Here is a 23,203-nt window from a genome sequence, read left to right as displayed (position 1 = left end):
ATGAAGAATTTTTAAAAGTAGCATAAAAATATCCAGCAAGGAAAATACCTTGCTGGATGATAAATTTAACTTTTATTTATTTTGACAGTCCACTCTACGGGTAGCAGTTCAAGGTTGATTTTCAACAAAACTATTTACTTGTATACACGTCGAAGCTGGAGAGGAGTTTGTCTATGACTTCAATCCCCGAGAGATATTAACGTATAAATTTTGATTTACTCTTTTTTATTTGCCTAGGTGTAAGTCTTTTACTAGGTATCTGTTTAGTAGTTCTTGTTTTGCTTTTTCTATTAAGTTTTCTAAGTTGTCGGTGAAGATTAGTTCGTTTATTGCAGCATCTTCATCTCTTAGCCCAAATTGTTCTTTTCTTATGAAGTATAGGTTATATACGTTTGTTTTGTATACGTTTATGTTGTTTACCATTATTTCATCAGTGAATATGTCTGAGAATATTGGAGGTTCTAGGTCGTCTATTTCCAATATGTCCATTAGTTTGTTGTAGTTCGGTATGCTAAACCCAGAATATAGTACAAGGTCTTTTAAGTCGTTATTGTAGAATTCTAATTCTTTTTCTAATAAAAAGTCTTTTATTTCGTCGTAATCACATTTATTTAATAAAGTAATAAATTTATCTGTCAAAGTATTAATTTTATGTGCCATTTGTAATCACATCATATTTCGTATAATAATTGTAAATTTTATTATATTATAGCGTATTATAGTGAAATTAATAATAATATTTAGATTAAAAAGATTATTTGTTTTAAATTTTAATATTTTCAATGAGATAAAGTGAGAGAAATTGAATAGATTAAAAAGAGAGGGTCTATTGCATCGAATTTGATACAATAGACCCTTTTGCTATATCAATTAATGTTTAAATTAATTAGCTATTTTATTTTGAAACTAAAATTTAATGCTAAATTAAATTTATTTCCATTCCTGTCCTACACCTAATTCAAGAGCTTTTTTGTATATTGTGTTTGCTGCAACAAGGTCCTGAGTAGCAACACCAACAGTTTCGAATACTATTATTTCTTCGTCATTTTCTCTACCAACTAGTTCACCTTTTATAACATTACCTAAATCTCCAGTGAAGTCATCTTCAGTTATTATACCTTTTTCAAGAGGTATTAATATATCTCCAGATTCAGACAATACAGCTTCTTTTGAATCGAAGTATATTTTAGAAGCTCTTTCAAGTGCAACTGGATCAAGTTCCTGCATGTGATGCTGATATGCACCAACACAACTTATAGTTATACCTGGTTTAACTTTGCTTCCATCGAATACTGGTTTTGAAGAAGGAGTTACAGTTATTAATAAATCTGCATCGTCTATAGCTTCATCAGAAGATTTAACTGGAACTATTCTTGTATTGTATTCGCTTAATTCTTCCTGCATCTGTTCTGCAAATGCTTTAGTTCTTTCAAAGTCAAGGTCAAATACTCTAACTTCTTCAAGGTCTCTAGCAGTAAGCATTGCTTCAAGCTGAGTAGAAGCCTGTCCACCGGTACCTATAAGAGCACCTATTTTACAGTCTTTTTTAGCAAGTACATCGAAAGCAGCACCAGAAGCAGCTCCAGTTCTCATTTTAGTTACATGAGTTCCGTCTAAAAGTGCACTTACAACACCAGTAGTACCATCTATAAGAAGTACCTGAGCAGGTGAAGAAGGTATTCCATTATCTATGTTATGAGGGAATATGTCAACTATTTTAATTGATGCAACATCAAGGTCTGGAACATAAGCTGGCATGAATAAGAAGCATCCATCATATTTAGGAGCCTGTATATTAGTTCTTAAAGGAGAAACAACTTTTCCTTCTTCAACAACTAACTGGAAAGCCACTTTATCAGCTTCTATTGCATCTCTCATAGTAAATACTTTTTTAATATCGTCGCGTGATAGTAATATCATAATAATCTTCCTCCAAAAATTTTTATTTATATCAGTTTTGTATCAATCTATTTTTCTTAATATCTAGCATCTAATGGCCAAGGCTGCATAGCTCCACCTTCTTCAGCAGGTCTACACATTTTAGCGTATATATTTAAGCAACCTTTTTCTTCTTTAAGAGGAGGGCAAACCCAAGCTTTTCTTCTTTCTGCTAGTTCTTCATCAGAAACATTTAGAGTAAGTTCTCCATTTCTTATATCCATTATTATTTCATCGCCGTTTTGAACAAGTGCTATATTACCTCCATCGTAAGCTTCAGGAGAAACATGTCCAACTATTGCACCAAAGTTGAATCCTGAGAAACGAGCATCAGATATAAGACCAACACTCTTATGAAGTCCTTTACCTATAAGAGCATCTATACTTAGCATAAGTTCTTTCATACCAGGAGCACCTTTGCAACCTTCGTATCTTATGACCATTATATCTCCAGGGACTATATCACCTCTCTGAATAGCATCAAAAGCTTCTCTGTCGTTTTCAAATACTTTAGCTTTTCCTTTTAAATACATAACTTCTTCATAAACAGCTGTAGGTCTAACTATTGCACCGTTTGGAGATAGATTACCTCTCATTATTTTTAATCCAGGCTGGTCGAATAAAGGTTTTTCAAGAGAATGTATAACTTTATTTTCCTGAGCTTTTACCTTAGATAAAACTTCTTTCCATGTGCATCCGTATATACTAGGTGCATCTGTGTAAAGCTTAGATTCTAACATCTTCATTACATTTGGAACACCGCCTGCATAGTGGAAGTCTACAACAGTGTAAGGTCCACTAGGTACAACAGCATTTATACATTTTATATCTTTTGCATATCTTTCAAAGTCTTCAAGAGTTATCTTGATTCCTAGCTCGTATGCATAAGATAAAAGATGTAAAACTGCATTTGTAGATCCAGCAACTGCCATATCAAACATTATTGAGTTAAGTAAAACTTCTTTAGTTATTATTTCAGAAGGTTTTCTTTTCTTTTTAGCTAATTCAACAGCGTACATACCAGCTTCTCTGGCTTTTCTTAGTTTTGCGTTGTCAGTAGCGGGTATTGTAGATGTACCAGGAAGAACAAGGTTTAATACTTCTCCAAGCATCTGCATAGTATTTGCAGTACCCATAGAAGGACAAGCACCAAATGAAGGACATACATTATCTTCCATTTCCATAAGCTCTTCTTCACTTGCACCAGAAAAACGAGCTGCATCTAAATCTGCTTCTACAACAGTTTTTCCGCAATGCTGTCCTGGCTGCATAGAACCACCAGTTATAAGTGTAGATGGAAGATCAAGTCTCATAGCGGCAAGATAGCATCCAGCTATTATATTGTCACAAGATGCAATCATAGCAAGACCATCAAAATTATGAACTTTTGATACGAATTCTATAGACATAGCAACTATATCTCTACCAACCTGTTCGAATTTTAATTCTTCAGCACCATTTGCTACATTTCCGCAAGTAGCAGGTATACCAAATTCTACAGGGACACCACCTGCAGCCCAGATACCTTCTTTTACTGCTTCAGCTATCTGTCTTAAATGAGCAGAACCAGGAGAACCCGCCATATAAGAGTTAGGAACACCTATATGAGGTTTTTTTCTGATGTCTAAGTCAGAATATCCTGCTGCTTTCATCATAACTCTTCTGTGAGCTGCTTCTGCTCCATTCCAAAATTCTTTACCCATAAATACACCTCCAATTATTTGTATAAATATAAATTTTAAAATGTCAATTATAAAAGTTTGACATTTAGAATGTTAATATGTTTATAATATAAGAAATAATATACTCTTTATGTTGATTCTACACGAAATAAACACAAAATTATTTTACAGAAATTTATGACAAATATAAGAAAAATTAATACTTAACAAAGCGCGGTTAATATTGATGATTTATTTTAAGATATTAAAAATTTTAATATCATCTTGAAAGAATACTTATACATGTTGGGGAATTTGTTCAGTAATGGGGGGAAATATATGAATAAACACAACGTTATAAAGACAGTGTATGAGATGAAAAGTATATCTTGTGCTGCCAATAAACTGAATTATACTCAGTCAGCAGTTAGCCAAATTATAAAAGGCTTTGAAAAAGAGGTAGGGGTAAAAATATTTAAACGTTCTAAGAGTGGAGTAGAGCTAATGCCAAATGCAGAGGAAATTATGAAGTGTATAATAGAAATCTGTGATTTAGAAGAAAAGATTAACAATATATCAGATAATTTAACTAGTTTAGATACAGGATATATAAGGATAGGTACGATACAGAGTATAGCGTATAATTGGCTTCCAGAAATATTAGATAGATTTTCTAAGGATTATCCAAATATAAGTTTTGATATAGTAGTAGATAAATTTGACGAGCTTGTAAAAAAAGTGAAGTCAAATCAATTAGATATAATATTTGTATCGGAGTATTCAGTTCCAGATATGAACTTTGTAAAACTCTATATAGATGAACTTGTTTTGATAACGCCTGTAAAACACAAATTATCATCACAAATAACAGTTCCTATATCAAAATTAAAAGATGAAAAGTTTATACTGTCCGCAGACGGCTTAAACTACGAAACAGGAATTATTTTTAATAGAAATGGAATAGACCCTGAGATAAAGTACAAAGTAAATGAGGATTTTACAGTTATAAAACTGGTTGAAAGTGGATTTGGTGTAGCTATTTTACCAAAACTACTTTTAGAAAATACTCCTTTTAATGTAAGTATAAGAAACTTCTCAGAACACTACAATAGAGTGCTAGGAGTGGCTTATTCCAAGGAGATAGAGCTTACACCAGTTGTAGAAAAGTTTATAAATTATGTGAAGGATGCTGTAGAATAGTAAAGGAAATATTAAGTATATTTAGATTACTTAACAATTTTTACTCTTCATTAACTCCAATCTAATATTCTTTTAATACGTCTGCTTTATTATAGATACTGTAATAATTAATAAATAACTTATAACAAAGCGGAGGATTTTAAGAAATGAAAAACAAAAGATTAGCACTTTTATTAGCAGGGATATTAACAGTAGGATGTTTAGCTACTGGATGCGGAAAATCAGGAGGAGATGAAGCAGCTTCTTCAGAAGGAACTACAATAAGCGTATCAGGTTCAACTTCAGTTGGTCCATCAATGGAAAAAATAGCTGAACGGTTTGAAAAAGCAAATGAAGGAGTTAGTGTTGAAATACAGCAGATAGGTTCATCAGCTGGTATAAAAAATGCAATAGATGGTGTATCTGAAATAGGGATGGCATCAAGAGATTTAAAAGATGAAGAAAAATCAGCAGGACTTCAGGAAACAAAAATAGCTATAGATGGTATAGCAGTTATAACAAATAAAAACAACCCAGTTAAAAACCTTACAACAGATCAGGTAAAAGATATATACACTGGAAAAATAACTAACTGGAAAGAAGTTGGCGGAAATGATGCTCCAATAGTTGTTGTATCAAGAGAAGAAGGTTCTGGTACAAGAGATGGATTCCAGGAAATAATAGGATTTGAATCTACAGAATTATTAAAAGATGCTCAGGTTAGTGATGGTTCAGGAAACATAAAATCAACAGTTGAAGGAAATGACAATGCAATAGGATACATATCTTTCGGATACGTTGATGACGCTATAAATGCTTTAAATGTAAATGATGTTGAACCAACAGCAGATAACGTAACTAACTCAAGCTACCCAATATCAAGACCATTCATACTAGTTGACAAACAGGATGGATTATCAGAAAATGGTAAAAAATTAATAGACTTCGTATTAAGTGATGAAGGTCAGCAGATAATGGAAGATGAAGGATTCATCAAAATAAACAAATAATAGAAAGAAGCGGAAAAGAGCAACTTTCTAATAAATATACCTAGAAAGAAAATAGGCAGGTTGTAGAATAGATATAAATTAACTCACTCTAACACCACAATATATATCCAATCCCACAGAAACTCCCTAGAGATTAAGTTCTCTAGGGAGTTTTATTTTTTTGTGAATACTATTTCAAAAGAAGATTTTTTTATCTAAAAGGTTGAAATTTTAAAGAAAATAATGTATTCTATATAGTATATAACGATTTAAAACAAAAGGAGGGAATTTAATGGGATTCGTAGTAGTTATTCTCATTATAGTTGCATTTATTATTTACAAAAAAAGATCTAAAAAGGAAAGTGGAGAGATTTTTAGCGAAGAAAGTTTAGTGAATTCTGTCAATGAACTAAACAACAAGATAGCTGAAAGAAATAATACTATTAAAGAAATTCAAGAGGTAAACTCTAATTGTGAGAAGAGAATGGAAGGAATAAAAAATGCTATTTCTTCAATGGATGATTCTGTAGCTGAGGAAGATAAGGAAATTTTCAATGAGAAATTAAAATCTATAGAAAATGAAATCAATAGAAATAATACCAAAATAAAAAATATAGAAAAAGAGATAGAAGATTTAAATAAAGAAATTTTAGTTAAAAATGAAAAATTAGACGAGCTAAAGAAAAAAGAAATAGAAGCAGCAAAACAAGAGGAATTAAATAAAAATAATTCGAGCGAAGGAAATAATACTGTAATTAAAGAAAATAATGCTGAGAAAAATGGAGTTAAAAAAGATACAGACAAGAAGTATTTAGACAAAAGCGACAATACATCTAAGTTCAAAAAAATATTTAGAAAAGAAGTAATAATACCTTTTGTAATAGGTCTTTTAATAGGGGCATTTTTATTCAGTTCTGGAGATACGTCAAAATATGAAGATCAGATTGCTCAGCAACAAACTCAGATAGCTGAAAAAGATAAGAAAATCAAGGAACTACAAGGCAAAGTAGATGAAGCAGCTCCTTGGTTTGAAATGACTGCGGCTGAACAGGAAAAGAAAGAAGCTGAGTTAAAAGCAGCTAAGGAGGCTAAGGAAAAAGAAGAGGCAGAAAAATTAGCTGCAGAGCAAAAGAAAAAAGAGGAAGAGGAGAAAAAAGGTTACGATACAGGAATAACATACAGCCAATTAGCGAGAACACCTGATGATTATTTAGCTAAAAAGGTTAAATTCAGTGGTAAGGTTGTTCAGGTAATGGAAGATGGAGATTCAGTAGGAATAAGACTAGCAGTAGATGGAGATTATGACAATATAATACTTGGTACATTTGACTCTAGCATAATATCTGAAAGAATACTTGAAGACGATTATATAACTGTATACGGACTAAGTGCGGGTATATACACTTATGAATCTACAATGGGAGCAAGCATAAGCGTACCATCTATGACTATAGACAAAATATCAAGATAAATTATTTACTAAACCAGTTTAATAACTTTTAAACGAGGAGGCTAGGTTTAAATATCAGCTACTCCAGCGACAATACAACTTGATTGCCTGGAGCGGATAGCAGATATTTAGCTTAGCTTTTTTTATTGTTAAATTTATTAAAAATATTTAATAAAATTATCCTTACTTTAACCGTAATTAAATATAAATTTAAAAAACAAAGACTAAAATAGATATTGTATTTGAGAGAGAGCAATAATTAATATTTTATAAAAATTTAGGAGGAAAGAAAATGACAACAAACACAGAAGTAGTGGGATCTTCTAGGACCAGAGAAAAGAAAATAAAAAATTTAAATATGAAATACGGTGCAGATAGAATTATGAAGTACGTATTTTTAATAAGTGCATTAATATCTATCGCAAGCTTAGTAGTTATAACAGGATTCGTATTCTACATGGGATTAAAACCATTCTTAGCAGAAGGATATTCTTTAGGAGCATTCTTAACTGGTAGCGAATGGGTTCCATCAGCGGATTTATTCGGGGTTGCTCCAATGATAGCGGCTTCATTATTTGCTACAGCAGGATCAATAGTAATCGGTACAACAATCGGAATTTTAACAGCAATATTCATAGCAGAAATAGCACCTGCTAAAATATCAGGAAAAATATCTTCAGCAGTTGAATTATTAGCAGGTATACCTTCAGTACTTTACGGGGTATTTGGACTTGCAGTAATAGTTCCAGGTATACAGAACGCATTCAACCTTCCAAAAGGACAGAGTTTACTTGCAGTAATACTTGTACTTTCAATAATGATGTTACCAACAATAGTTTCAGTATCAGAAACAGCAATAAGAGCAGTAGACCCAGCATACAAAGAAGGTTCTTACGCATTAGGAGCTTCAAGAATAGAAACAATATTCAAAGTTGTTCTTCCAGCTGCAAAATCAGGAATACTTGCTGCAGTTGTTTTAGGTATAGGTAGAGCACTTGGTGAAACAATGGCGGTAATACTAGTAGCTGGTAACTCTCCTGCAATGCCAACAAGCATAATGGACAGTGTTAGACCACTTACAACAAATATAGCTCTTGAAATGGGTTACGCATACGGAACTCATCAGGAAATGCTATTTGCAACAGGTGTTGTACTATTCACATTCATATTAATATTAAATGTAGTACTTAATAAGTTAACTAAGAAAGCGGTGAAATAATAGATGAACGGAGCAAGAAAGAGAAAAGACAATATATTAAACGGATTGATATACGGATCAGCATTTGTAACAGTTGCAATGCTAGTCGTTATAGTAGGATATATATTCTATAAAGGATTCGGAAACATAAACTTCAACTTTATATTCAGTGATTATCAGGCATCAGGTGATGGTGGGGTTTACCCAATGATAGTTGCTACAGTTTACACAGTACTTATTGCAATACTAGTATCTGCACCAATAGGGATACTTGCAGCGATATATCTTCAGGAATACGCAAAACAGGGTAGACTTGTTTCAGCTATAAGATTCTGTACAGAAAGTTTAGCTGGTATACCTTCAATAATATACGGATTATTTGGTGGTATTTTCTTCGTAGTATTTATGAAAATGGGATATTCACTATTATCAGGTTCTTTAACAGTTGCGATAATAATTCTTCCAGTAATAATAAGAACTACAGAAGAAGCTTTAAAAACAGTACCTCAGAGCTACAGAGAAGCATCATTTGCACTTGGAGCTACAAAGCTTCAGACTTTATACAAAGTTATCGTACCTAGTGCAATGCCTGGTATAATCTCAGGGGTTATACTTTCAATAGGTCGTGTTGTAGGGGAATCAGCAGCGATACTACTTACAGCAGGTACAGTTGCAAAAATGCCAGAAGGAATAATGAGTAGTGCAAGAACACTTACAGTTCACTCATACTTATTAACAAAAGAAACTGGTGATATAGCAACAGCATCTTCAATAGGTATAATACTTATAGTTATAGTGTTAGCACTTAATACATTAGCTAAATTTGCAGGTAAAAAACTTAGTAAAGCAAAATATTAATTGGTAAAAATAAAATATTAATTTTAAAATATATTAATAGAAAAATAAAACGTAAATTTTAAATAAATAAAATTCAGTAAACAAAAGCAAAACGGGAATTAATTAGAATAGAATTTAAGGAGAAAATTTTAAATGGAAATATACAATAATACAAAAATAGCTGTTAGAAATTTAGATCTTTACTACGGCGAAAAACAGGCATTAAAAGATGTAAACATGAACATAAAAGAAGGAAAAGTAACTGCACTTATAGGACCTTCAGGATGTGGTAAATCTACATTTATAAGAACTTTAAACAAAATGAACGATTTAATAGACAACGTAAAAATCTACGGAGAAATAGATTTAGACGGAGAAGATATAAACAAACAGAATGTTATAGATTTAAGAACAAAAGTTGGTATGGTGTTCCAGAAACCAAACCCATTCCCAATGAGTATATACGATAATATAACTTATGGACCTAAAATACAGGGTATAAAAGATAAGAAAGAATTAGATAGAATAGTTGAAGAAAGTTTAAAAGGAGCTGCTATATGGGATGAAGTAAAAGATAGATTAAAAAGTTCAGCACTTGGTTTATCAGGTGGGCAGCAGCAGAGACTTTGTATAGCTAGAGCAATAGCTATGAAACCAGAAGTAATATTAATGGACGAACCTACTTCTGCACTTGACCCAATATCTACAGGTAAGGTTGAAGAGCTTATAGAAGAGTTAAAAGGTAAGTATACTATAGTAATAGTTACTCACAATATGCAGCAGGCAAACAGAATATCTGATGATACTGCATTCTTCTTAAATGGTGAAGTTGTAGAATTTAACGACACAAGATCAATATTTGAAAATCCAATTGATAAAAGAACAGAAGATTATATAAACGGAAGATTTGGTTAAGATATAACTGCGAAAAGGTGGTGTTTAATTTTTCTGAGACATTCATTTATTTAAAAATAGTAAATCTCCTCTCCACGGTTCCGACGCCTATTTGAAGAGCGAAATAGGTAGGCGTCTCCAAGTGTCGAGTGCGATTTAACTATTATTAAATAAAAATTGAATGTCACTAGAAAAATAAAAAACACCACCTTTTTTCACATTACACTTATCCCAAATCTGTAGTTTATATAATTCTTTTGAAATGAAAAATGGTAATTTTATATTTTTTCTAATCTTTTAAGTGGTGTGAAAGCAATTAATACAAATATTAAGTAATCAAATTTAGTATTGAAAAAAGTAGTATTGATGATGTAATGAAATTGAGTTGTTTTCCCTTGACATAAGTAAAGATAACTGTATATAATTAAAGTATTAATTATATACAGACGTTGAAGAAGAGGAGTATTCAGTGACTTCCATCAGAGAGAGAAATCCATTGGCTGAGAGGTTTTTTAGGAGTAAGAGCTGGAGAAGGTAGCTTCGGAGTTTCCAAGCTGAGTTTAGTAGGTTTGGACGGTTGGAACCGTTATATTCTGTAGAGAGTCGAGGAATTTTTCCTCGGAATTAAGGTGGTAACGCGAGCTTTTCGTCCTTATGTAGGATGAAGGGCTCTTTTTTTATAGGCGAAATAGTAATAAATATTATTTCGACACAAAAATGCGAGATAAACCTTTGGTATATTTTGGTAAAATATAAAAAATTACTAAAATATTCAAAAGGAAATCGATAATAAAATATATTATAGGGAGGATTAGAAAATGGAAACAAATCTAAATAAGACTTATGATCCAAAAGAATTCGAGTCAAGACTTTACGACGAATGGATGGAAAAAGGTTATTTTGCTTCAAAACCAAATAAGGATAAGAAGCCTTTCACAATAATGATGCCGCCACCAAATATAACAGGACAGTTACATATGGGACACGCATTAGACCATACACTTCAGGATGTTTTAATAAGATGGAAAAGAATGCAGGGATGTGAAACACTTTGGTTACCAGGTACAGACCATGCATCAATAGCTACTGAAGTTAAGGTTGTTGAAAGAATTAAAAAAGAAGAAGGCAAAACTAAATACGAATTAGGTAGAGACGAATTCATGAAGAGAGCTTGGGCTTGGAAAGAAGAATTCGGTGGAAAAATAGAAAATCAGCTTAAAAAATTAGGGGATTCTTGTGACTGGGATAGACAGAGATTCACAATGGACCAGGGATGCAACGATGCAGTTAAAGAATTCTTTATAAAATTATATGAAGAAGGACATATATACAGAGGTCATAGAATAATAAACTGGTGTCCAAACTGTAAAACTACTCTTTCAGATGCAGAAGTTGAACACGAAGATCAGCCAGGTAATTTCTACCATGTAAAATATTTCCTAAAAGATAGCGATCAGTTCCTTGAAGTAGCTACTACAAGACCTGAAACTATGCTTGGTGACTCTGGTATAGCAGTAAACCCTAACGATGAAAGATATGCTGACATAGTTGGAAAAACTGCAATACTTCCATTAGTTGGTAGAGAATTACCAATAGTTGCAGATGAATATGTTGATATGGAATTCGGTACTGGTGTTGTTAAAATGACTCCAGCTCACGACCCTAACGACTTCGAAGTTGGTTTAAGACATAATTTAGAAGAAATCAACGTTATGAACGAAGACGGTACAATGAACGACAAATGTGGTAAATATGCAGGTATGGACAGATATGAATGTAGAAAAGCAATCATAGACGACCTAAAAGAAGAAGGATTCTTAATAAAAATAAAAGAACACGACCACGCTGTTGGTACTTGCTATAGATGTCATACAACTATAGAACCAAGATTATCTGAACAGTGGTTCGTAAAAATGGACAAATTAGCAGAACCTGCTATAAAAATATTAAACGATAAAGAATTACAGTTTGTTCCTGACAAATTTGACAAAACTTACCTACAGTGGTTAGAAAACATAAGAGACTGGTGTATATCAAGACAGTTATGGTGGGGTCATCAGATACCAGCATACTACTGCCAGGAATGTGGAGAAGTTGTTGTTGCTAGAGAAATGCCAGAAAAATGTCCAAAATGTGGATGCACTCACTTCAAACAGGATGAAGACGTACTAGATACTTGGTTCTCATCTGCTTTATGGCCATTCTCAACACTTGGTTGGCCAAACAACACAGAAGAATTAAACTACTACTATCCAACAAATGTACTTGTAACTGGATACGATATAATATTCTTCTGGGTAGTAAGAATGGCATTTGCAGCTATGTTCTGTATGAATGAAAAACCATTCTCTCATGTATTAATACATGGTCTTGTTAGAGACTCTCAGGGTAGAAAAATGAGTAAATCTTTAGGAAATGGTATCGACCCACTTGAAATAATAGACCAGTTTGGTGCCGATGCATTAAGATTTACATTAATAACAGGAAACTCTCCAGGAAACGATATGAGATTCTACATGGAAAGAGTTGAATTTGCTAGAAACTTCGCAAATAAATTATGGAATGCATCAAGATTCGTATTCATGAACTGGGACGAAGAAATGATGAATGGCGTAACAAGAAGCGATGTTGAAGCTAACTTAACATTAGCAGATAAATGGATAATATCAAGAGCTAACAACATAGTTAAAGATGTTACTCATAATATGGATAAATTTGAATTAGGTATGGCTCTTCAGAAAGCATACGACTTCACTTGGTCAGAATACTGTGACTGGTACATAGAAATGGTTAAACCAAGATTATACGGTGATGATATAGAAGCTAAAAAAGCAGCTCTTTACACATTAACTTATGTTCTTGAAACAATATTAAAACTTCTTCACCCATTCATACCATTCATAACAGAAGAAATATTTGACCATCTTCCAACTGCAAACGGAATGATAATAGTATCTGAATGGCCAGAATTCAAAGAAGAAGACAACATGGCTAAAGAAGAAGCTATGATGGATATAATGATGGACGGTATAAGAAATGTAAGAAACGTTAGATCTGAAATGAACGTTCCACCATCTAAAAAAGCAAAAGTTATAATGGTTCCTAGTGAAGATAAGCTAGAAGCTGTTGAAGCAGGAAAAGACTACTTCAAAACTTTAGCATCAGCATCAGAAGTTGAAGTTAGAGCAGATGAAGCTGGTATACCTGAAGATGCAGTAAGTGTAGTTATAGACGGTGTTAAGATATTTATACCTCTTGACGAACTTGTTGACTTCGAAAAAGAATTAGAAAGATTAAACAAGGAAAAAGCTAAATTAGAAGGCGAAATTAAGAGAGTTAATGGAAAACTTTCTAATCAGGGATTCCTTGCAAAAGCACCTCAGAAATTAGTTGACGAGGAAAAAGCTAAAAAAGAAAAATTTGAAGAAATGATGAAATCAGTAGAGGAAAGATTAGCTAGTATACAAGCAAAACTTTCATAAAATAAAAGGCTGTCGTAATAAATAAAAGGGCAAGAGCATAACCACCTTCCACTCCTAGCTAAGACGCAAGACGATAAAAAGTTTTGAATGAAGTCTTAGTTGTGCGTCCACGCACAGTCGTTGGATAGGTGGTTATTTCTCTTGCCCTACTTTTTATACGGCAACAATTTTTATTTTTTAAATGTTTTGACTGTAGCTAAAAACTTTTCCGAGTAGAAGAGTGATGGTTAGAAGTAAGTAAAATATGAAAAGAAAAGTTTCTGTCGAGTAAAAGTAAGTTTAATTGGAAAAAGTAACTTTTATTTTTTTAGATTTATTGGAGGGAAAGATGAATTATAGTGAAGCTTTAGATTATATACACAGTAGTCATAGGTTTGGTATGAAGCTTGGGCTTGAGTCTACAGAGAAGCTTATGGAGCTTCTTGGGAATCCTCAGGACGAGCTTAATATTATCCACGTTGCAGGTACTAATGGTAAGGGTTCTATTTGTTCGTTTATCGCAAAGGTTCTTGAAAAAAGTGGCTATAAGGTTGGGCTGTTTACATCTCCATATCTTGAGGTATTCAACGAGAGAATTAGGATAAATGGGGAAAATATTACAGATGAACATATTGCAAAGTCTGTGTCTGAGGTTAAATTGCGGATAGATAAAATGATTGCAGAAGGGTACGATTCTCCAACAGAGTTTGAGATTGTGACTGCTATGGCGTTTTTAATATATAAATGGGAAAAAGTTGATTACGCTGTTATGGAAGTTGGGCTTGGTGGAAGATATGACTCAACAAATATCATTAAAAACCCACTTGTGAGCGTTATTGCATCTATAAGTCTTGATCATACAAAAGTTCTTGGAGATACTATTGCAAAAATTGCATATGAAAAAGGTGGAATTATCAAGAAAGATTCTGCAGTTGTAGTTTATTCTCAAGGTGATGAGGCTGAGGATGTACTTAAGAAAATTGCTGCTGAGGAAAATGCAGAATTTATTGAAGCCGATTTTAGCAGTATAAATGTTAAGAAAGATGATGTTCATTCACAAGTATTTGATTTCTATATTAATGGAAAAGAGTTTAAGGATATGGAAATCAAGTTAATAGGTGAGCATCAGGTTAGAAACTGCGTGACTGCTTTAAATGCGATAGATTATCTTAGAAGAAGTGGCAAGGTTGGAAATATCACAGATGAAAGCGTGAAAGCGGGTATTTTTGAGACAAAATGGCCAGGTAGGGTTGAGAAAGTGATGGAAAATCCTACATTTATTATAGATGGGGCACACAATGAAGATGGTGCGAGATCTTTGAGAAAGGTGCTTGATAAGTACTTTGCCGAGAGAAATCTTGTGCTTATGCTTGGTATGCTTGAGGATAAGGATATCGACACTGTGCTTGAGATTTTGATGCCTGTGTTTGATAAGGTTGTCGTTACTGAGCCAGATAATCCGAGAAAGATTTCTGCGGATAAGTTAAAAGCTAAGATTGAGAAGTACACAGGTAATGTGGAAGCTGTGGAAAAGATTGAGGATGCTTTAGAGAGAGTGTTAGAAATAGCTGAAGAAGGAGATGTTGTAATAAGTGCAGGATCTCTATACATGATAGGAGAAGTGAGAACACTTTTAAGAAATAGATAACTGGGAAGAGGGGCGATATACTCCATTTGTGACGCGCAATCAAGTTGTGACAGTCACAAATGGAGTATATACGCCCCTCTTTGCACAGTTATTACTTTCTTAAAAATTGTTATTTGAGAAATAAGATAAAAGGAAGGGAGTAAAAGTTACATTTGCAATGCACAATCAAGTTGTGACAATCGCAAAATGTAGCATTTTGCTCCCTTTTTCAATTATAAATTAACTTCTTTTTAAAAGCGTTCTTTGAGGAAGAACGCTAGAGGTATATCTTTGGTTAGTTTGAAAATTTTGTTAGTTATAAGTGATAAAAAATATAACTTGAAAAATTTTATTAGTTATAAACGATAAAAATGCATATTATTAGTATTTTATTAGTTATAAATGATAAAAATGTATATTATTTATATTTTGTTAGTTATAACTAATAAAAATTGATTTATTGCCTTGTTTATCAGTTATAAGTGTGATAATTTATAACTAAGATGAAGAAGGGGTGATGTTGATGATTAAGAGAGAAATGTATATGAGCCGCATTAGACCATTTATTAATACAGATTTGGTAAAAGTTATGACTGGTATTAGACGTTGTGGTAAGTCAGTTATGTTAGAGTTGATAAAAGAAGAGCTTTTGCAATCGGGAGTAAATAAAAGTCAATTTATTTCGATAAATTTTGAAGATATGTCATATGCACATCTTCAAACAGCTAAAGCACTAAACGATGATATTATAGAAAGAGCTAATAAAATAGAGGGCAAGGTGTATCTTTTCTTTGATGAAATTCAGGAAGTGAAGGATTGGGAAAAGTGTATAAATTCACTTAGAGTTTCTTTAGATTGTGATATTTATATTACCGGATCTAATGCTAAGTTGTTATCCGGAGAGCTTGCAACTTATCTTGGAGGAAGATATGTTGAATTTGTTATATATCCATTTTCGTTTGCTGAGTTTGTGGAATTATATAGAGAAATTTATCCCGATGAGCCAATAAATATGATTTTTCAGAAGTATGTAGTATTCGGGGGGATGCCATATTTATCTAATATACGATTTGAAAAAACTGCATCAATCCAATATTTACATGATTTGTTTAACTCTGTGCAGCTTAAAGATATTGTAAAAAGAAATAATATTAGAGATGTGGATTTGTTAGAAAGAATAAGTGCATATGTAATGGCAAATGTTGGAAATACATTTTCAGCTACATCAATATCAAAATTCTTTAAAAGTGAAAAGAGAAATGTAGCTCCAGATACAATTTTGAATTATATAAAATATTGCTGTGATGCGTATTTATTCTATCAAGTAAAGCGTGAAGACTTACAAGGTAAACAGATTTTGGCATCAAATGAGAAGTATTATATAGCAGATCATGGTATCAGAGAAGCAGTTTTTGGTGGAAATATGAAGGATATCAACCTAATTTTAGAAAATATTGTTTATATGGAGCTTCTTAGAAGAGGATATGAGGTTAGAGTTGGTAGAAGTGGCAATAAGGAGATTGATTTTGTATGTTATAAGAGAGATGAAAAGATTTACATACAAGTAACTTATTTGATTGCATCTGAGGAAACAATTCAGCGTGAGTTTGGCGTGTACGATGATATACAAGATAATTTTCCAAAGTATGTTGTATCGTTGGATGAGTTTGATATGAGTAGAGATGGCATAAAGCATAGAAATATTAGAGATTTTTTATTGGAAGAAGAATGGAACTAGAGATTAAAAAGAATAAATATAAATCAAAAGAAGAAGTTTTTAAAAGCTTCTTCTTTTTTTAGATTTTTTATATCTAATTCAACAAATTTGATATAATTAAATATAGAAAGAAAAAATAAAAACTAGAGAGGAAACTTTATGGGAAAAGAAGATATAAAACTACAAATAGATAATCTAATAGACAAAATAAACTACCACAGCGACAAATACTACAACCAAGATACTCCAGAAATCTCAGATTTCGAGTATGATATGCTTATGAAAGAGCTAATCAAGCTCGAAGCAGAAAACCCAGAGTTCAAGAGAGTAGACTCTCCTTCTAACAGAGTTGGCGGTGTTGCTCTTGATAAGTTTGATCAGGTTACGCATAAAAATCCGATGCTGAGCCTATCAAACGCATACTCTGCTGAAGATTTAAGAGATTTTGACAGAAGAGTAAAAGAGATGACTGACGGGGATGTAGAGTATGTTGTAGAGTTTAAGATAGATGGACTTTCTGTAGGGATAACTTACGAAAATGGAGAGTTTAAAAGTGCTGCAACTAGAGGAAATGGGATAATTGGAGAGGATATTTCTAAAAATGCCATGACGATAAAGAGCATACCTCTAAAGATTGACGATAAGAGAGAGATAATCGTCAGAGGAGAGGTTTATATTTCTAAAGAAAACTTTGAAAAGGTCAATGAATATCAGGAAGAGCATGACCTACAGGTATTTGCAAATCCAAGAAATTTAGCAGCTGGATCACTTAGACAGTTAGACTCAAAGCTAACTGCTAAAAGACCTTTAGATATATTCGTATTTAACCTAGAAAATATCAATGAATTAGATGGTATAGATACACACTCTGATTCATTAGAATACCTTAAAAAACTAGGCTTCTCAGTTAGTGAAAACTACAAAATCTGTAAATCAATAGACGAGGTTATAGAGTTTATAGAGTATTGGACAGAAAACAGAGGAAGTTTAAAATTTGATATAGATGGTATGGTTGTTAAGGTAAACAACATTGAGCAGAGAAATGAGATGGGATTTACAGCTAAGAGTCCAAGATGGGCTATTGCGTACAAGTTCCCAGCTGAGAGAAAGAAGAGCAAGATTTTAGATATAGAGGTAGAGGTTGGTAGAACAGGTACAATCACTCCAACAGCTATACTTGAGCCTGTTAGACTGGCGGGTACTTCTGTTAGTAGGGCGACTCTTCACAACGAGGACTTTATCAGAGAAAAGGATATAAAATTATTTGACCATGTTATAGTTCAGAAAGCGGGAGACATAATTCCGCAGATAGTTGAGGTTGTGAAAGAGGATAGAACAGGGGATGAGAAGGACTTTGTTATGCCTAGTGTCTGCCCTGAGTGTGGTGAGCCAACAGTTAGACTTGAAGGTGAGGCTGCAGTTAAGTGTATAAATATCTCTTGTCCAGCACAGATTAGAAGGGGAATGATCCACTTTGTTTCGAGAGAGGCTATGGACATAGATGGTATGGGTGAGTCAATAATCACATTATTCCTAAAAGAAGGTCTGATTAAAGACGTTTCTGATATATATTATCTAAAAAAAGAGCAGATTGTGCCACTTGAAAGAATGGGAGAAAAATCTGCTGATAATTTAATTAAAGCAATCGAAAAATCAAAATCAAATGACCTATGGAGATTGATAAATGGGTTAGGAATTAGATTTGTAGGTGTGAAAGGAGCTAAAATACTAGCTTCAAACTTCAGTAGTTTAGATGAAATTATGAACGCCGATGTTGAGAGATTACAGCAACTTGAGGAGTTTGGAAGTATTATGTCTGAGAGTGTTGTAAAATTCTTTAGAGAAGAGCAGAATTTAGCAGTTATTCAGAAGTTAAAAGAAGCTGGGGTAAATACTGAAGCAGGTGAAGATAAATCTGAAGGCATACCACAGTTATTTGAAGGGATGAAGATAGTTCTTACTGGTACACTTCCTACATTAAAAAGAAATCAGGCTAAGGAGATTATTGAGCTTAGAGGTGGAAAAGCGACTTCGAGTGTTAGTAAGACTACTACATTTGTACTTGCTGGAGAGGAAGCTGGCTCAAAATTGACTAAGGCTAATGATTTAGGAATAAAGGTAATTGATGAAGAGATGTTCCTAAAATTATCTGAAATGGGAAGCAAGGAAGATGTATTATCAGAATTAGGAATGTAATAAATAGCAAATAATAAATTAGTAATTTTAATATAAAAACTAAATAAGAGGTGATTTTTCAATATGGAAAGACTAGGAAATAGAGCAAATGACGAGATAAGACCAGTCAAGATAACTACGAATTTTACAAAATACGCAGCAGGATCTGTGCTTATCGAGATGGGAGAAACTAAGGTAATATGTACTGCAACTGTTGAGGACAAGGTACCACCATTTTTAAGAAATACAGGTACAGGTTGGATAAATGCAGAATACTCAATGCTTCCAAGCTCAACTCAGCAGAGAAAGATAAGAGATTCAGTTAGAGGAAAGATAGACGGAAGAACTCAGGAAATACAGAGATTAATAGGTAGAGCAATAAGATCTGTTATAGACTTAGATTTATTAGGTGAGAGAACTATCTGGGTTGACTGCGATGTTATTCAGGCAGATGGTGGAACTAGAACAGCTTCAATAACTGGTGGTTTTGTCGCTGCAGCTCAGGCAATTTACGGACTTTATCAGAACAAAGAAATCAAAAAACTTCCTATAAAGAATTTCGTATCAGCAATAAGTGCAGGTGTTTTAAACGACGAGCATATACTAGACCTTTGCTACGAAGAAGACTCTGCAGCTAAAGTGGATATGAACTTTGTGATGACAGACAAAGGTGAGTTTGTAGAAGTTCAGGGAACTGGAGAAGAAGCTCCATTTAGCAGAGAAGATTTAAACAAATTATTAGAACTAGGGGAAAAAGGAAACAAAGAGCTAATAAAAATACAGAGAGCTGCAATACCAGAAATAGGTGATGCTGTGCTTGGTATGGACTACGGAAAAGACGTGGTAATAGCTACAGGAAATAAACACAAATTACAGGAAATAGGGGAAATACTAAAAGATTTCGACTACAATGTTATGTCTTTAAAAGATGTAAACTTAGACGGAATAGAAATAATAGAAGACGGAAAAACTTTTGAACACAACGCATTAATAAAAGCGAGAACTATTTCAAAATTAACTAAAAAAATATCTATAGCAGACGACTCTGGATTAGTTGTTGATTGCTTAGGAGGAAAACCGGGTATATATTCAGCGAGATATGCTGGAGAACATGCAACTGATGAAGAAAACAGAGTAAAATTATTCGAAGCTATGAAAGATGTTCCGATGGAAGATAGAACTGCTAGATTTGTAAGTGCAATAGGTGTTGTACTTCCAGACGGAAAAGAGTTCACTGTTAGGGGAACTGTTGAAGGTAAGATAACATTTGAGGAACATGGAGAAAATGGATTCGGATACGACTGTATGTTTATGCCTGATGGATTTGATACTACATTTGGCGAAATAGATCCAGAAATCAAAAACAGCATGAGCCACAGAGCAAATGCACTTAAAAAGATGAAAGAAGAATTTATTAAAAGGGTTGTGAGATAATGAAGATAGGTATAGTTAGCGATACTCATAGATTAGTTAGAAATATGGATAAAGCAATTCCGTATTTAGAAAACTGTGATTTAATAATTCACGCAGGGGACAACTACTCGGATGCGAGATATATTTATGGAGAAACAGGAGTAAATGTTATGGCTGTTGTAGGAAACTGCGACTTTGAAGATGCAGAGGATGAATTATTATTTGACTTTGGTGGAAAGAAATTTTTCGTGTGCCATGGACATAGATACGATGTAAAATACGGAACAAAATTTTTACAGACTAAAGCAGAAAGAGAAGGAGCAGATATAGTTGTATTTGGTCATTCGCATGAAACTTTTTCTGAAGTAATAAATGGAACACTTTATATAAATCCAGGTAGTCTTTCTCTTCCAAGAGGGGGAAGCAAAAGAGGATTTGCTATATTAGAAATCGACGGAGATAATATAAAAGTGAAGGAAGTAGAAATTTAATTTGAAGAATATCGATGACTTTTGAAAAAAGCTAAAAAAATAGCCAAATAATTGAAATATAATCATAAGAAAGGTTGTATTTAAAAAAAGTTATGTGATATAATTGAATAGTTATATAGAATTATGATGGATACAAATACCATAAATTGTAATATCAAAAGTATATTAGGAGGATTTTTAAGAAATGAAAGCAGAATTACTTAAAAAAGAAGGTAACGTAGTTACTTTAAAAATAACAGTAGACTACGATAAATTCAACGGAGCAGTTGAAAAAGCTTACAAAAAAACTAGAGGTAGATACAGCATACCAGGATTCAGAAAAGGTAAAGCTCCTAGAAAAATAATAGAAATGAACTACGGTGAAGGAATATTCTACGGAGATGCTATAGATGCATTATTCCCAGAAGTATTCGTACCAGCAGTAGAAGAAACAGGAATACTTCCAATAGGTGCTCCATCTATAGATGTAGATGAAATAAGCAAAGAAAACGGATTAGTTATGTCTGTAGAAGTAGAAGTTAGACCAGAAGTTAAATTAGGTGACTACAAAGGTGTAGAAGTTACTAAAGATGTTCCAGAAGTAACTGACGAAATGATAGCTGAAGAATTAGACAGAATGGTAGAAAAAAACTCTAGATTAGTAGACGTTGAAAGAAACGTTGAAGATGGAGATATAGTTAACATAGACTTCAAAGGATTTGTTGATGGAGAAGAATTCGAAGGTGGAAACGCTGAAGGATACGAATTAACAATAGGATCTCACACATTCATAGACAACTTTGAAGAACAGTTAGTTGGAAAAGCATTAAACGAAGAAGTAGAAGTTAATGTAACATTCCCAGAAGGATACTCAAGAGAAGATTTAGCTTCTAAACCAGCTAAATTCGAAGTTAAAATAAATGCTATAAAAGTTAGAGAAATGCCAGAATTAAACGATGAATTCGCAGCTGATACTACAGAATTCGAAACTTTAGATGAATTAAAAGCTGACATAAGAGCTAACTTAGAAGAACAGGCTAACAACATGGCTGAAAATCAGTTAAGAGAAGAATTAGTTAACAAAATAGCTGATGCAGCAGACTTCATAACTCCAAACGCTATGGTTGAAGATCAGTTAGACAGAATGATGCAGGATCTTAACTACCAGTTAATGAGCCAGGGATTACAGATGGAAATGTTATTAGAAATAACTGGTAAAGACTTAAATGGATTAAAAGAAGAAAGAAGAGAAGATGCTGAAAAATTAGTTAGAGGAACTCTTGTATTAGATGAAATAGCTAAATTAGAAAACATAGAAGCTTCTGAAGAAGACGTTGACGCTGAAATAGCTAAAATGGCTGAAATGTACAAAATGGAAGCAGAAGAAATGAAAAAAGCTTTAAGACCAGAAGATTTAGAAGACATAGCTGGTCAGTTAAAAGTTAGAAAAACAATAGACTTCCTAGTTGAAAATGCTACAATAGCATAGTTTATAAATAGTCTATAAATATTTGAAAAAACAAGGCTGTCTAAAGCGATATTTATATATCTTAGGCAGCCTTATATTGAATGCAAAAAAAGAAAGGGGTTACATAAAATGGCATTAGTACCTTATGTTGTTGAACAGACAGGAAGAGGGGAAAGATCTTATGATATATTCTCTAGATTATTAAAAGATAGAATAATATTCTTATGTGACGAGGTAAATGATGATACTGCAGGACTTATAGTAGCTCAGCTTTTATTCTTAGAAGCAGAAGATCCAGATAAAGATATACATCTTTACATAAACTCACCAGGTGGAAGTATAACAGCTGGTATGGCTATATACGATACAATGAACTATATAAAACCAGATGTTAGTACAATATGTATAGGTATGGCTGCATCTATGGGTGCATTCTTACTATCTTCAGGTGCAAAAGGTAAGAGATACGCACTTCCAAACAGTGAAATAATGATACATCAGCCACTAGGTGGAGCTCAGGGACAGGCAACTGAAATAGAAATCCGGGCTAAGAGAATAATAAGAATGAAAGAAAAATTAAACCAGATACTTTCTGAAAATACAGGTCAACCACTAGAAAAAATAATGGCTGATACAGAAAGAGATAACTTCATGGAAGCTGATGAAGCACTTGCTTATGGTTTAATAGATGAAGTTATAACAAATAAACCGTTATAAGAGAGGAGA

Annotated in this window: 17 protein-coding genes and 1 other annotated feature; of the genes, 14 read left to right on the top strand and 3 right to left on the bottom strand. The window is 33.1% G+C overall.

Features of this window, described 5'->3' with window-relative positions:
- Window positions 1-225 precede the first annotated feature (225 nt).
- The 3 genes from ACK2WN_RS08350 to ilvD form a co-directional block, all read right to left on the bottom strand.
- The gene (locus tag ACK2WN_RS08350; RefSeq protein WP_300529713.1) at window positions 226-660 is read right to left on the bottom strand and encodes a hypothetical protein; all 435 of its coding nucleotides are present in this window, start codon (window positions 658-660) and stop codon (window positions 226-228) included.
- Between the two features lie 270 nt (window positions 661-930).
- Window positions 931-1,920, bottom strand: coding sequence for an ornithine cyclodeaminase family protein (locus ACK2WN_RS08345; RefSeq protein WP_329998670.1), 990 nt, complete (start codon window positions 1,918-1,920; stop codon window positions 931-933).
- A gap of 56 nt (window positions 1,921-1,976) precedes the next feature.
- Window positions 1,977-3,641, bottom strand: coding sequence for a dihydroxy-acid dehydratase (gene ilvD, locus ACK2WN_RS08340; protein WP_300529717.1), 1,665 nt, complete (start codon window positions 3,639-3,641; stop codon window positions 1,977-1,979).
- A gap of 297 nt (window positions 3,642-3,938) precedes the next feature.
- Here ilvD and ACK2WN_RS08335 point away from each other — a divergent pair, with 297 nt between their 5' ends.
- The 14 genes from ACK2WN_RS08335 to clpP all read left to right on the top strand — a co-directional run bounded on the left by ACK2WN_RS08335 (window position 3,939) and on the right by clpP (window position 23,194).
- Entirely contained in the window at window positions 3,939-4,799 is an 861-nt protein-coding gene (locus ACK2WN_RS08335) for a LysR substrate-binding domain-containing protein (RefSeq protein WP_416155317.1), read from the top strand.
- Between the two features lie 146 nt (window positions 4,800-4,945).
- The gene (locus ACK2WN_RS08330) at window positions 4,946-5,788 is read left to right on the top strand and encodes a phosphate ABC transporter substrate-binding protein (RefSeq protein ID WP_329998666.1); all 843 of its coding nucleotides are present in this window, start codon (window positions 4,946-4,948) and stop codon (window positions 5,786-5,788) included.
- Between the two features lie 271 nt (window positions 5,789-6,059).
- The gene (locus ACK2WN_RS08325) at window positions 6,060-7,238 is read left to right on the top strand and encodes a hypothetical protein (protein ID WP_300529723.1); all 1,179 of its coding nucleotides are present in this window, start codon (window positions 6,060-6,062) and stop codon (window positions 7,236-7,238) included.
- Window positions 7,239-7,509: 271 nt separating this feature from the next.
- On the top strand, window positions 7,510-8,436 hold the full coding sequence (gene pstC, locus ACK2WN_RS08320) for a phosphate ABC transporter permease subunit PstC (protein ID WP_330415673.1): 927 nt from the start codon (window positions 7,510-7,512) through the stop codon (window positions 8,434-8,436).
- 3 nt (window positions 8,437-8,439) lie between these two features.
- On the top strand, window positions 8,440-9,273 hold the full coding sequence (gene pstA, locus ACK2WN_RS08315; protein ID WP_416155316.1) for a phosphate ABC transporter permease PstA: 834 nt from the start codon (window positions 8,440-8,442) through the stop codon (window positions 9,271-9,273).
- Window positions 9,274-9,405: 132 nt separating this feature from the next.
- Window positions 9,406-10,167, top strand: coding sequence for a phosphate ABC transporter ATP-binding protein PstB (gene pstB, locus ACK2WN_RS08310; RefSeq protein ID WP_416155315.1), 762 nt, complete (start codon window positions 9,406-9,408; stop codon window positions 10,165-10,167).
- A 419-nt stretch (window positions 10,168-10,586) separates the two neighbouring features.
- Window positions 10,587-10,803 (top strand) — a binding site (T-box leader).
- 161 nt (window positions 10,804-10,964) lie between these two features.
- Window positions 10,965-13,628 (top strand): valine--tRNA ligase, encoded by a 2,664-nt coding sequence (locus tag ACK2WN_RS08305; RefSeq protein ID WP_329998663.1) that lies wholly within the window; start codon window positions 10,965-10,967, stop codon window positions 13,626-13,628.
- A 328-nt stretch (window positions 13,629-13,956) separates the two neighbouring features.
- Complete coding sequence (locus tag ACK2WN_RS08300) at window positions 13,957-15,255, top strand: bifunctional folylpolyglutamate synthase/dihydrofolate synthase (RefSeq protein ID WP_416155314.1); 1,299 nt, start codon at window positions 13,957-13,959, stop codon at window positions 15,253-15,255.
- Between the two features lie 502 nt (window positions 15,256-15,757).
- Window positions 15,758-16,972, top strand: coding sequence for an ATP-binding protein (locus ACK2WN_RS08295; protein ID WP_300530730.1), 1,215 nt, complete (start codon window positions 15,758-15,760; stop codon window positions 16,970-16,972).
- Window positions 16,973-17,110: 138 nt separating this feature from the next.
- Window positions 17,111-19,147 (top strand): NAD-dependent DNA ligase LigA, encoded by a 2,037-nt coding sequence (ligA, locus tag ACK2WN_RS08290; RefSeq protein WP_416155313.1) that lies wholly within the window; start codon window positions 17,111-17,113, stop codon window positions 19,145-19,147.
- A 63-nt stretch (window positions 19,148-19,210) separates the two neighbouring features.
- A complete protein-coding gene (gene rph, locus ACK2WN_RS08285; RefSeq protein WP_416155312.1) occupies window positions 19,211-20,560 on the top strand; it encodes a ribonuclease PH in 1,350 nt (449 codons plus the stop codon).
- Complete coding sequence (locus ACK2WN_RS08280) at window positions 20,560-21,030, top strand: metallophosphoesterase (RefSeq protein WP_201416347.1); 471 nt, start codon at window positions 20,560-20,562, stop codon at window positions 21,028-21,030. Before rph ends, ACK2WN_RS08280 begins: the two co-directional genes overlap by 1 nt.
- Before the next feature lie 184 nt (window positions 21,031-21,214).
- Window positions 21,215-22,498, top strand: coding sequence for a trigger factor (tig, locus tag ACK2WN_RS08275; RefSeq protein ID WP_416155311.1), 1,284 nt, complete (start codon window positions 21,215-21,217; stop codon window positions 22,496-22,498).
- 108 nt (window positions 22,499-22,606) lie between these two features.
- Window positions 22,607-23,194 carry an ATP-dependent Clp endopeptidase proteolytic subunit ClpP gene (clpP, locus tag ACK2WN_RS08270; RefSeq protein ID WP_006439666.1) on the top strand — a complete coding sequence of 196 codons (588 nt, stop codon included), beginning with the start codon at window positions 22,607-22,609 and terminating at the stop codon, window positions 23,192-23,194.
- Window positions 23,195-23,203 lie beyond the last annotated feature (9 nt).

Origin of the sequence: Peptacetobacter sp. AB800 (genome assembly GCF_047807365.1) — a bacterium.
Classification (GTDB): Bacteria; Bacillota; Clostridia; order Peptostreptococcales; family Peptostreptococcaceae; genus Peptacetobacter.
This window is presented reverse-complemented; position numbering and strand designations above follow the sequence as displayed.